Source organism: Flavobacterium silvisoli, from assembly GCF_004329815.1.
GTDB lineage: Bacteria > Bacteroidota > Bacteroidia > Flavobacteriales > Flavobacteriaceae > Flavobacterium > Flavobacterium silvisoli.
Genome location: NZ_SJPE01000009.1, coordinates 1 through 13,992 on the forward strand (window position 1 = coordinate 1; position 13,992 = coordinate 13,992).

Below are 13,992 nucleotides of genomic sequence, written 5' to 3' on the forward strand. Positions count from 1 at the left end.
CTTGTTCTATAGCTGTAACAATAGTACGTTTTTGAAGGTTTGTATAACTCCTGCGTTTGATTTTTTCTTGATATTCGGGTGAACCATAATCCCTCATCCAACCATCTAACGATGCTTTTCCTAATCCATAAATCCGGGTAGCTTCTTTTCTAGGCAATCCTTGTTCAACTTCTTTGACAATTTTTAAAATCAAGCGTTTGTCATAACGGCTCTGTTTGTGCTCCCGTGAAGCATAAATCTCTTGTGCAGGGTTTTCCATATACACTTTTTTAGTGTATAGCTATTTTAGGACAAGACAAGGACAAGACAGATAATAGATGATAGATGGATAGATGATAGATGGATAGATGATAGATGGAAAGAGTGATGGTTGATTGGTTTTTTGATGGATCTTGTTCAAGTATTGTAGAGGTTAGTGAACAGGTGTTGACTTTGTGCAGGGGTTTTATTCTCTGATGGCGGAGAAAGATTATTACCCTTGGATCAGCGGATATACGTGGTGTAGCTTTAGTCCGGTGTATTCGCAGAACTCTTCGATTGCCACCAAGTGGTGGGGCTCTTTGTTGCAGTGTTTCCGGATTTCGATAAGCAGTAACCGGGAGTACCGGTAACTTCTACCTGTAATGCGCTGAACGTCTTTCGGGTAAATGCAAATTCTTTTCCATTCTTGTTTCATAGTGGTTTGTTTGCGTTTTTACTCCTGTACCCTTTGTAAGAGGGTAAACAAATTTATAGAATAATTATTACAAATTTTGTTTTTGTCATGGGATAAAAGTGTATCTATTATTCCTAATTGGTCCTTTTTGGTCAGGCTTATTTTTTCTAATGCCTTTTATTTCAAAGCTTTGTGGTGTAATTCGGTTACAGATGCATCGCGATTTGAATTATGAGGTTTGAGGGAGTGTACCTTAACATTCCGATACACCAATTTTTTAATACTTAGAAATCATGGCCAAACAAAAGGGCATATTTAAAGTGAAAGGTACCATTGGAGATGTTACTTTTTATAAAACTCAGGATGGATTCCTGATTAAAGAGAAAGGAGGGGTTGATGGCAATCGAATTGCGAATGATCCTGCTTTTCAACGTACCCGAGAGAACGGGTCGGAATTTGGAAGAGCCGGTAAGGCCGGTAAACTTTTGCGCATGGCTTTGCGGCCGTTGCTCATCAACTCTGCCGACAGCCGAATGGTGAGTCGTTTGACGCAATCGATGATGAAGGTCATACAGACTGATGTTGTCAGCCCAAGGGGGTTGCGCAACGTTATTGACGGAGAGTCGGAGTTGCTGACCGGTTTTGAGTTTAACATTCGCGGGAAGCTGAGCAACAGTTTGTATGTGCCTGTCACGGGTACCATTGACCGTGCGACCGGCAGCATCACTGTTGATTTGGATGCTTTTGTACCTCAAAACATGGTGGCAGCACCTGAGGGCACTACGCATTTCAAAGTGATTTCGGGTGGAGCTGAAGTTGATTTTGAAGCAGGTGCCTTTGTGGTGGCTACTTCGGAAACTGCTGCTTTACCTTGGGATGCAGTGATTACTGCAGCTATCAGTCAGACCAATACCGTTAGCGCCAATTCGACTAAACCATTGTTCCTTGTTTTGGGCATAGAGTTTTATCAAGAGGTTAACGGGGAGCTGTATCCGTTGAAAAACGGTGCTTACAATCCGTTATCGATTGTAAAGGTTGACGGAGGGGTGTAGTCTTTAGTTGCCCAGAATTGTTTCCCGATGTTTTGGAGGTGTCCTGTATTTAAAGGGTGTCAAGTTTCAGTTGCGAACTTAGCCAATATCATGAGTGTAAAGAGGCAGTTCTCCGGGACTGAGGGAAACGATTTTGATCTGAAAACAGATTTATTCATTATTAAATGTACTATCATGAATGTAATTAAACGGGTTAACGCACCCACCCCTAAATTTTTCAGAGTGCTGCGCACTATCGGTTTGGTTCTCACGGCTGTTGGCGGCAGTTTGCTGGCTGCTCCAGTGGCTTTACCGGTTGCGGTACTGACGGCAGGCGGTTATTTGACCGTGGCCGGTGGTGTTATGACGGCCGTGAGTCAGCTGACCATAGCTGAGGAAGAGGATGACCTTCAATAGTCAGACTCTGGCGGGAACAGCCGGGGGTACTTTATTGAGCATGCTGCCCAATATCAACTCGGCTGATTTAGTGCGAACTGTACTTTTAGCTGCCGTAGGCGCTCTGGTCAGTTTCTTTCTGACTTTACTGTTAAAGTTGCTTATCAGGAAGTTCAGGAAGTAGTTTTTGTTAAGGCCCAACTGTAAACGGTTGGGCTTTTTCATTTAAAGGATGCTTACAGACTTTGATGAGGTGGATTGAAATTGTTAGAATTCTCTGTGTCAGATTGTATTTCTGTACTGAACTTTTTTATTAGTTAAAAAAATGGTTTAATTCGACCGGTAATCACAAGTTGTGACGATAATGAAACTTTTCTCGTTTGTTAAATAGTTAGGTTATTGCTGTTGACTGCGACATATACTTGTTTTTATATCCATTGTAATTTTTTATTATTTGTATGTAAAATTGTTCAAAACATTTTTTTATTAAAATTAATTGTCTATTTTCGTGTTAATTAAAACTAAAAATACCACCTCTGTAGTTTTATAAATTTTCGTGCAGACTTTCAAAACTAACCTGAACCCGAGGTTAAAATGTTTTGGATGTAATGTTTGATTCAAAATATTTAGTTCGCGAAAATTACCATTTTTTAATTTCTATAATAATACATCTGAAGTTCACTATGTGAATTTTAATGCTGTGGTTTATTATATCAAATAATGAAGCAGTACTTATTTTACAAATGATTTAAATTTTTTAAAAACTATTTTATGAAAAATTATTTTTCACTTCTTTTTTTGCTAACTGTTTTCAGTTCTATTGGTCAAACTATGGATAATATTGTGTTTGATTATGATGCTGCGGGTAATCAGATAAAGCGTTATCTAATTGATACGAATGGTGATAGACAAAGTTCAAAACCTGTTAAAGATGCTAACGATATTGTAGAGTCTGATTTTATTAAAGCAGATATCTATGATGATATTAAATATTACCCTAATCCTGTTAAAGAAGAACTTTATTTAAGTTGGCAACTAGTTAATGACACCAAAGTCTTATCCATGCAGTTATATACACTAAACGGACAATTTATTCAAAAGTTCGATAAACTTGAGAGTACTAACACCTATGCCATTTCGTTTCGAGATTTGCCACAAGCCATCTACAGTTTGGTTTTGAATTACAGTAATGGTGAACAAAAATCATTGAAAATTATAAAGCATTAAACCAAAATTGGTTAAAGTAATTGAGCATGTGCATTACTAAAGATTTGATTGCTTCTTTGTAACTGTGATGCTTAGGATTATTCAATTTAAAAGTGAAAAATTAAAAGAAAAACATGAGAGCAAAATTTACAACCCTATTATTAATAATTTCTTTTTCAAGTTTATGGGCACAAAATATTTTATTGGAAAATATGGGGACTCCTACTGCAAATACTGCAATAACCTCCAATACTTTTCAAAATAGCACAACATTATCCTATTCTAATGGGGGACAAGTTAATTCTGCCGATGTAAGAGTTACTAACCCGTCGAGTTCCTATGCAACTGCTTCAGGAGGTGGTAATGTGTTTTTTTCTTCAAGTGCGGGAGCTTATGGTTTCTCTATAGAAGGGATTAATGCTTCAAATTATACTTCAATAGTTATTCAATATGGTTATAGAAAAGAAGCCGCTTCGGTTCATGCTACCTTTTCGGTTGATTATTGGAATGGCAATACATGGGTTACCTTGGCTAATACATCAAGTGCTTTATTTAATGAAGCAGCCACTGCAGGAACCGGATGGTATCAAGCTAAATCATTATCACTCTCATCGGATGCTCAGATTAATGGATTGAAAATTCGATTTGTTAAAACCGGAACAACTTCAATACGAATTGACGATGTTAAACTAATTGGAACCGAAACAGCGCCAACATTAAAGACTACTACTGTGGATAATGTTACCAGTACTTCAGCTTTTTTTGCAGGAAATGTAACTGCTACAGGAGGTTCTGAAATTATTGCAACGGGAACAGTTTACTCGGCGACTTCCGGTAATCCAAATCCTACTTTTGGAGGTTCAGGAGTTGTTACTATATCATCGTCAAGCCCTAATGCCAATACAGGTAGTTTCACAAATTCTTCGGGAACGGTATTGTTACCTAACATTCAGTATTCTTACGCAGCTTATGCTACAAAAAGCACTGGTTTAACAGGCTATGGATCGGTCTATACCTTTTATACTTTAGCCGCTACACCTACTGTTCCCACTGTTAATAGTCCTTCAGGAACTTCTTTGCATGTTGCTATCGGAAATGATACTAATTCGGTAATAACTACTTATGCTATTTATGAAACTTCTACCGGAACATATGTTCAGACTAATGGAACTCTTGGCGCTACAGCTGTTTATCAATCAGCCACAGCTTGGGGAACAAAGACAGTAACTGGATTAGTACCAACAACAACTTATACGTTTAAGACATTTGCTAAAAATGGTGATGGATATGTAACAGCTGCCAGTCCATCAGCTAATGGGACTACTTTAGTAGTACCAACCATTACCACATCCGGAACGCTTTCGGCTTTGACCACAGTTTATGGAACTGTAAGTTCCTATACCAGTTTTACTGTTGGAGCATCAAACCTTACAGATAACCTTATTATTACAGCTCCAACCGGTTTTGAAATTTCAAAAACTGTGGGAGGAGCTACAGGCTACGCCTTTTCTCAAACGCTTAATCCAAGTTCAGGCACCATAAATACAACTACAATTTATGTTCGACTTAGTGGAAACGCATATGGAATTTATTCAGGAAATGTTACCGTGACAAGTAGTAATGATGGACTTATGGTTAATGTGCCTACAATAGCTAGTTCTGTGACTAAATTGGGGCTTACCATCAGTGGTATAACAGTTTTGAATAAAGTGTGTGATGGTACTACCAACGCTCAATTAAGCGGAAGCGGTATTTTGAATGGATTACTTGCGAGTGATAGTGCAACGGTAACATTGGTAACCAGTGGAGCAACAGCTACTTTTGCTGATGCTTTAGTTGGTGCCGGAAAAACGATTACTATAGTTGGATATTCCCTAAATGGCGCTAGTTCTGCCAATTATAGTTTGGAACAGCCGACTGGTTTAACAGCCGATATTACTGCTAATATGTCGAGTGATGTTGTACTCAACAGTTCCTCAGCAACCAGTAATAATGATACTATAAACTATCAGTTATTTCAAGGCACCGTATTGTCTAATTCTACCTCCGGAATTAATGGATGTACCGGTGTTATGGGATTTTATGTGCGGGATGGAGGAGCTTCACTTTCTGACGCGGATACTTTGCCGACAGAATTAACAGCTATTACATTCAATGTAGCCAATCCGGATAACATTCTTTCCGCAAGGTTATTTAGTTCAAACACTCCCTTGGGACAAGCTGTTTTGGTTAATGGTTCTTCAACTATAACCTTTACTGGGCTTTCTAATGAGATTGTTGCTCCGGATAATGATAAGATAGCTATCAATCTTAGAGTTACGTTTAAGCCAAATGTTATTGATAACCAACAAATGCAATTTACAATAGCTTCCGTTACGGCTAAAGCGACAGGGTCAAGATTCGCCGCTGTAAATGGGGGTGGAGCTGCTTCAAAAATTACAGGTGATATTAATAAAGTAACCGTCATCGCTGACCGATTGGTTTTTGAACAACAGCCTACTTCCGGACTATTTGAAGGAACTGTTATCAGTCCTTCACCTACTGTTATTGCAAAGGATAGTTTTGGCAGTATTGATTTAGATCAAATGAATACCGTTTCATTAACCAGTTCAGGACCTTTAAGTACTACTCCTATAGTACCTAGTTCATTTAGTAATGGGGTTTATACATTTAACTCTATTACACCTATCAGTGGAGGAACAGGGTTTTTCTTAACGGCAATTTATCAGGGATTGATAAGTGCCATTTCAAATTCGTTCGCTGTAAATAGTTTACTCATTCCAACCTTTACTCAGGTTGATCCTATTTGTGCAGGTGGTGTATTAAGTCCTTTGCCAATTCAATCAAACAATGGGATTACCGGAAGTTGGTCACCAGCTCTTAACAACTTAGCAACTACCACCTACACTTTTACTCCGAATTCAAGTCAAAATGCAACAACTACGACACTTACCATTACTGTTAATCCTCAAGTAACACCTTCATTTACTCCAATTTCCCCAATTTTTTCAGGAGGGACTTTACTGCCGTTACCAACAACTTCTAATAATGGTATAAGCGGAACATGGTTACCTTCTTTAAATAATACTGTAACAACAACATACACATTTACACCTTATGCAGGCATTTGTGCGACAACAGCGTCATTAACGATTACTGTTTATCCAGGGAATATCACACCAACATTTAATCCAATAGCACCAATTTGCAGTGGAGGCGCTTTGGCTCCTTTGCCAACGACATCTACAAATGGAATCACAGGGACATGGACCCCAGCTTTAAATAATACCGTTACCACTACCTATACATTTACACCTGACTCGTCACAAGGTGCTGTTAGTACAACCTTAACAATACTTGTAAATTCTACAGTTGTCACATTTAATAATGTACCTCCGACGGAACGAGGAACGATTCTAAATCCGTTGCCTACAACTTCTTTAGAAGGAATAACCGGAACATGGTCACCAGCGCTGAATAATTTGGCAACGACAACCTATACATTTACACCGTCAGCCCCATGTGCAAGTATTTATCAACTGACAATAATTATTACTGAACCTGATAATTCAGGTGGAGATCCAAATAATACAGCAGGAGATCCCAATAGCACCGGAATTTCTTCTACGCCCTCTTATCATGATACACAAGGGAAATTGGAAGTTTCTAATTCCGGTCAGGCTGTTTATACTTTACCAATAGCCTTGCCGCCAAGTATTTCAAGTGTTGGTCCAACCATAAATTTAGTTTATTCCAGCGGGCAAAATGATGGGATAGCCGGGCAAGGTTGGGACATTAACAGTATTTCCTGCATCAAAAGGGTAGCCTCACGATTTGATATTGATGGTTTTAAAGACGGGGTTGATTTTGATACCAACGATAAATTAGTTCTCGATGGACAGCGATTATTAGTTAAATCAAGCTCGAATTATTGGGCAGATGGATCATTATATGAAACCGAAGTGCAAAGTAATAATAAAATACAATTGATAGGGTCAGGGACAAACATGTATTTTATTGTAACATCACCGGATGGATCCCGTTCTTGGTATGGTAATTATGGCGGTATGAATGCCACAGATTTATCTGCTTACTATATCGTCAGATTTGAAGATGTTGAAGGGAATTTTATTTTATATAATTACAGTAAACCATTGAATAAAGGACTTTGTATTGATACCATACAATTCAGTGCCAACATTAATGGTAATTCAACACCTTTGAATTATATTAAATTTAATTATACTGCAGCTGCAAAGACAGAAAAAGCTTATTTTAAGGGAGTATTAGTTGAAAAATCAGAACTGTTAAAAAAGATAAAAGTCTATACGAATGGTAATTTGTTTAAGGAATACAGATTAACTCATTCTACGGATTCACAATTAGGATATCAAAGAGTAGCCAAAATTCAGGAGTTTAATAGTGCCGGAGAAGGAGCAAATCCTATAGCCTTTGAATACAACAGTACTGAGGATGTAGTAAACGAAACTACAAAAATATACGCAGACAATTATGCAGTTGTTGATACACCAGAACTTACAGGCGATTTTGATGGCGATGGTAAGTTAGATATTGTAACGAGTGACAAAATGTATCTTAAAACATTTTTGAATGCTGCAATTCCTCCAGTTATTTTACCTTTAATACAAGGTAAAAAAATAATTGCAACGACATTAAAAAATAATAAATTAAACCAGTCACAAACCATAATTGGTGCTAAGCTGAACATAAATTCGGTGGTGTTTAAATATTATGATTATCATCAAGATACTAATACCGTTGTACAAGAATATACGAAAACTATACCAATGGACAATTCAGCGTCTTGTTCAAATGAATGTGAGGGATATTCCGATGCTAATGCCAATTTTTGTGACAATAGCAAAAAAAAATACGTAAATTATTATGAAGGTGATTTTAATGGTGACGGAATTACCGAAGTAATCGTTGCTACATATTATGAATCATATGATTATGGAATTGATCCTACCAAATGTGTTAGTCTCAGAACCTCGGAAAATAATTCAGAGGAAACATGTCAATGCTCTTTAAAGCACGAAACTATAAGTACTGTCCCAACTCAATTACTAATGGTTAATCTTGATAATAATGCTTCTACAACAGTTGGAAGCCCGGGGGTTGCTATATTAAATGGTTTGGGGCTTTCACGAAATACTGATGACAAAGTGATGGTAGGGGATTATAATAGTGATGGTAAATCAGATATTTTATTTGTTAAAGCTGATAAGTCCTATAAAGTATACTCTTTTAATCAGCTTACTGTTTCACCATGGGTAGAAGTTGAAGTTCTGGGACAGGGTGTCTTAGATAGTTATAAAGCAGGCAAACCTTTTTTACTTGGAGATTATAATGGTGACGGAAAACCAGACATCATGATACCCCAAGCTGATGGCGATTGCCATCCAAGACCTGCAATTACAACCATAAATTCAAGTGGGCAAGTTGTTATCATAAGTCCCGCTATAGAGTGCCCTAACCTTAATAAGTGGGATGTGTACTATAGCAACCCTAATCCGTCAGGGGGGCAATTCTTTACAAAAGAAACGCATACAATGTCGGATTATTTTAAGCAGACTGGTGATGATTACTTTTCCTATTATGTTCTTGATATTAATAAAGATGGTAAATCAGATGTAGTAAAAGCAGCTGTGGGACTTTACTTTACGGGCTCTTTTTGGGATTCTACTGATATAGATTCGCGGTGGAAAATCTATACTTATGTTAATAATTTAGGCAATAATGCTAACGGCAGTCAAGATTTTATCAATGCCTACAGCCAAACGGATGGCCATAATAACGATGACAATAGTGTTCCAATAGTTTTAGTGGCTGACCTAAAGTATAAAGGATTATCAAGTGATATGTTGGTCATTCGCTTCCATAGAGGAAATAGTTTTGCTAAAAGAATTACCTATATAGATTTTGTTAAGAATGTAACCTATGAAAATTCACTTAAAAAGGTTACCCAATCCAACGGTGGCATAGTAGACGAAATTTCGTATGCACCAATGGAGAGCAGTGGTGTTAACGGAGGTTTGGGTGTTGCTTCTGATTTTTATTCTTCTAATAATTCAGTTAATTATCCTGCCATAGAAATAAAGCAGGCATTTGGTAATAAATTAGTTTCTAAACTTAAAAATATTTCTTTAGGTATTACAAGAACTCAGGAGTTTAAGTACAATGGATACATAGTTCAGCTGGATGGTGTAGGAGCGATTGGATTTAAGAAAGTGGCGCGATGTGCATGGTATAACAATCCATCTGATAAAAAAACCTGGTCGGTAACTGAATTAGATCCACTGCTCAGAGGGGCTACTAAAGTTGCTTATACATTACTGCCAAATGCCACTGATTTCTCCTTTCCGACAAATTTATCAACCGGGTTAATGAGTAAAACCGAGAATGTTTTTAACAGCCCTGCGCCAAATGTTTTCCCTTACGCAATACTGTTACAAAATCAAAAAAGCACAGATTATATAACGGGAATTGTTAAAGAAACAGTATATAACAGTTATAATTCAGAAAATCTGCCAATAAGTGTTACCAATAATAATTATGTGGGTACTACATTACAAGGAACCACAACAACAGTAACAGAATATGACCCGTCTAGTTTTGGAAGTGGCAGTGATTATTATATAGGAAGACCTCATAAAACCACCACTACAACTACTGCTTATCAGGATACAAAAAAAACGAGTGAGACCTATACATATCTTAACGGAAATATTTCTGAAACAGACAAAAATGTTTATCAGTCTGATGGGACAGTAGATCCTGTAACTATGGTTGAAAAAATGACCTATTACCCTAATGGGTTATTAAAAGATAAAGAGATTAGTGCTACAGGAACTACTGTGGGAATTAATGATGTGACCCCAAGGAAAGTTTCTTATACTTACGATCCAACTAATAGGTTTATAAGCACAACCACTGATGCCGAGTTATTGGTAAGTACCAACATGAGTTTTCATCCGCTTTACGGAACTGCATTAGTCACAAAAGACCCTTTTAACCAAACGATTACCAATGTTTATGATAACTGGGGAAAACTAATTAATACTACCGATAATTCGTTGAGTCTTAAGACAAATTACACCTATACCAGAGCAAATAACATTTATACTACCACAGTAACCAAGACCACCTCAGGAGGTCTTTCGGATGGCAGTAGTTCTGTTGTAGATCAGGATGTTTTGGCCAGAGAAGTTCGCAAAGGAAGCAAGAACCTAAATGGCACCTGGACTTTTGTTAAAACCGAGTATGATAATTATGGTCGAAAATTACGCACCAGTGAACCCTATTTTGACTCTTCGTCACCATCACAATGGACAGTTTATGCTTATGACGATTACAGCAGACCCATACGAACGACCTCATTTACCGGAAAAATAGTAAATACTACCTATAACGGATTAACAGTAGTTGTGGCGGATTCTGTAATGAGTAAGTCTAAAACTTTTGATGCTAATGGGCAAACCACCACCACCACCGATACACCGGGTGGAACCATAAACTATACCTATGATGCCGATGGTAATTTGTTAGAATCTAATTATGGAGGGATTAAGACTACCATGACTTATGATAATTGGGGCAGAAAATTAACTTTAGTAGACAGTTCGTCAGGAACCTATACCTACAGTTACAATGCTTATGGAGAAATTAAGACTGAAGGAGCCCCAAAAGGCGTAACTACATATACTTATGACGGTTTGAGTGGCAGGGTGCTTACAAAATCTATACAAGGTTTGACAACAGCGGATGCTACCAACATTGTGAGTACCTATAATTACAATACTACCACTAAGTTGTTGGATTCGATGACGGTTAGTAATCCAAACGACGGAGATAGTGCTTTTGCTTATACTTATGACTCTCAACGACGTTTATATAAAACCGAAGAAACGCAAAACCTATTACCCTCAGGCACGGCGGTATTCGCTAAGCAATTGACGTTTGATAATTTTAGCCGAATAGATACCGAAACTAATACTGCTACTGCATTTGGAAAAACCAGCAGTAAAGTAATAAAACATACTTATTCAGGTAATAATGGCTATTTTACCGGCTTTAAGGATAATGTAACCCAAAACGTATTGTGGAAAACCAATTCAATAAATGCCCGCAACCAGTTGACCAACGCTGTAATGGGCAATGGAATTTCAGTAATTAATACCTATGACGCTTATGGTTATAGTTTTTCCAATAAATATCTCTTAAACTCCACTTCAATCATATTGACATTGAATAACGAATTTGATCCTATCTTGGGGAATCTTAAAAGTCGTTTTAACAGTCAATTTGATGTCAAAGAGAAATTTACTTACGATGCACTTGACCACTTAGTAACTTGGGAAGGCACTTCTTCAAATTTAATGACACTACCCTTTAATACTACAACTGATGGGTTTACTTTTAGTGGTACCAGCTCTCAGGGGTCTGTTTCAAATGTAACAAGTAAACTAAAAGTAGTGTTAAAACACTCTGTAGCTTCTGCAAACAGAGCGCTCAATATTAATGCCGCTGCCGGTGATAAGTTTAGGATCAGAGGAGATATTTCCGGTTTAACATTATTAAACGGAACTGTAACAAGGTTGGTAATGGTAGAAACAGATCTTGATGACGGTATATCTTATAATGAATTTACAATAATGGAATTGTCAGATAATGGTGCTTTTGACTTTGAGTATACCGTTAGCGATAATTTTTTAAATGTAAAGTTGAGTTTGAAATTTGTTGCTGAAGGTCAGGACAATGGCGGAAGTGACCCGGAATATATAATTGAAGAAAACCCGGATGGTACCATAACAACAGTACCTTCTTATACCAATGCTACTTTTTATTTAGATAATTTAAAAATTGATAGCATTGCGATTAACAGACAAGATTATGACGAAAGAGGCAGGATTGTGAATAATAATGTTGGTCAGTATGGCTATGACTCAACCCATCCTTATCAAAACAACAGTATTGTCATGACCCCTGAGGCTAAGACTTATTATGCCGACAGGCCTTTGCAGGACATAGCGTATAACGCATTTAAAGCCCCTGTTAAAATTGAAGAGCAGGGAATAGACCTGATTAATTTTGGGTACAATGCTTTTCAGGAACGTTCTGTAATGTATTATGGAAATACCAGTGCAGACAAGTTAAGTAAACCTTATCGCAAATATTACAGTGCTGATGGCAGTATGGAAATTAAAGCCACGTTTGCCGCTAGTGATACTACCACACCGGTTGCAGTAGAGTTTATGACTTACTTAGGAGGTGATGCCTATACTGCTGCTGTAGTTTTAAAAAGCGATGGGACTACCCAAAATTATTTTTATTTGCACAGGGATTACCAAGGCAGTATATTAGCCATTACAAATGCTGCCGCTGCTGTAGTTGAAAAACGCTTGTTTGACCCATGGGGGGGGATTGTAAAAGTTCAGGATGGTGCCGGTAATGCACTGCCACAACTTACGTTCTTTGATAGAGGTTATACAGGGCACGAACACTTGCAAAGTGTTGGGCTAATCAATATGAATGCCCGGTTGTATGACCCCAAACTGCATCGTTTTTTAGAAGCGGACAACTATATTCAAGATCCTTACAACACCCAAAACTATAACCGTTATGGATACTGTGTAAACAACCCATTGAAGTACACTGATGTTACGGGTAATATGTTTGAAAATATTGCAAGCTTTGTAAGCTGCATACCGGTTCTTGGATCTGTATTTGCTAGCTTATTGATGCACCAATCAATTAATTGGGGCCGTGTAGCTGTAGATGCCATAGTTACAGGTATTAGTATTGCCGTATCCTATGGTATAGGTAGTGCCTGTGAAAATATAGCACGGTTCTCGACAAAAGCAGCGGTCTCGGCATTAGCTCATGGTGCATTCCAGGGCGGATTGGCAGCGGCAACCGGAGGCAAGTTTTGGGCTGGTTTTGCTTCCGGGGCTTTGAGTAGTATAGCTGCCAGTGTTTGGGGAGGAGGTACTACAGAAACTGAAGGTTTTTCTGCAGAGAATAATTGGGCTTGGGGACCAAAAACAATTGTACATGAAGGTCTTGGCGCTGGAACAGGCGCAATTGGGACATTAGCTTTTAGTGCCGTAATGGGTGGTGCCGGTAGTGCTTTAGCAGGAGGGAACTTTTGGCAAGGAGCTACAACAGGTCTTATTGTAGCAGGGTTTAATGATTTGATGCATGATGATAATGGGTATGATAAAAATGGAAAACAAATAAATAATAATGGAGGCAATACAACTGATTATTTATATGATAGTAACGGAAAAATAATTAGTTCAACAAGTGTCGAATATATAGGCTCAATTTCTCAAGGAGAATATAGAGAACTTGGGGGGCTTAGAGGATATGGCTTCAGGGGTGACGCTATGGCAACTGGCGCTGCTAATCAAGACAATACAATTTTTGAACTTTTTGCTGGAGGAAAAGTCGTTAAAAATGGCTTGAGTTATTTGGGCGAAGGATTTAATGCTTTAAAAGCTCCGATGGCAAGATATGCGGGTGCATATATTAAAGAATTTGCTCCTTGGTTAAACAGAGGGAGGTATTTTAGACTGGGCATTTCACATACAAGAGGTAATCAAGTTTTCAGACTTACATTTGGAAATAAATGGAAGCATATTTTTGACATTGATTTAGGGAAAATACCGAAAATTAAATAGT

The 13,992-nt window shown here is 37.8% G+C and carries 6 protein-coding genes; 4 read left to right on the top strand and 2 right to left on the bottom strand.

The features are described 5' to 3' along the window. Positions 1-259 (bottom strand): helix-turn-helix domain-containing protein (locus EZL74_RS08440; RefSeq protein WP_154669977.1); only part of this gene is annotated, 259 nt, incomplete at its 3' end. A 689-nt stretch (positions 260-948) separates the two neighbouring features. Here EZL74_RS08440 and EZL74_RS08450 point away from each other — a divergent pair. Both EZL74_RS08450 and EZL74_RS08455 read left to right on the top strand, forming a co-directional pair. Continuing rightward, positions 949-1,707, top strand: coding sequence for a hypothetical protein (locus EZL74_RS08450; protein WP_131476174.1), 759 nt, complete (start codon positions 949-951; stop codon positions 1,705-1,707). 174 nt (positions 1,708-1,881) lie between these two features. Further along, positions 1,882-2,103, top strand: coding sequence for a hypothetical protein (locus EZL74_RS08455; protein WP_131476175.1), 222 nt, complete (start codon positions 1,882-1,884; stop codon positions 2,101-2,103). On the opposite strand, the gene EZL74_RS13105 is transcribed toward EZL74_RS08455, so the two are convergent. Beyond that, positions 2,104-2,307, bottom strand: a complete 204-nt coding sequence (locus tag EZL74_RS13105) for a hypothetical protein (protein WP_154669982.1) — start codon at positions 2,305-2,307, stop codon at positions 2,104-2,106. A 546-nt stretch (positions 2,308-2,853) separates the two neighbouring features. On the opposite strand from EZL74_RS13105, the gene EZL74_RS08460 reads away from it, so the two are divergent. Continuing rightward, the gene (locus EZL74_RS08460; protein ID WP_131476176.1) at positions 2,854-3,309 is read left to right on the top strand and encodes a T9SS type A sorting domain-containing protein; all 456 of its coding nucleotides are present in this window, start codon (positions 2,854-2,856) and stop codon (positions 3,307-3,309) included. Between the two features lie 113 nt (positions 3,310-3,422). Then, entirely contained in the window at positions 3,423-13,991 is a 10,569-nt protein-coding gene (locus EZL74_RS08465; protein ID WP_131476177.1) for an RHS repeat-associated core domain-containing protein, read from the top strand. Position 13,992 lies beyond the last annotated feature (1 nt).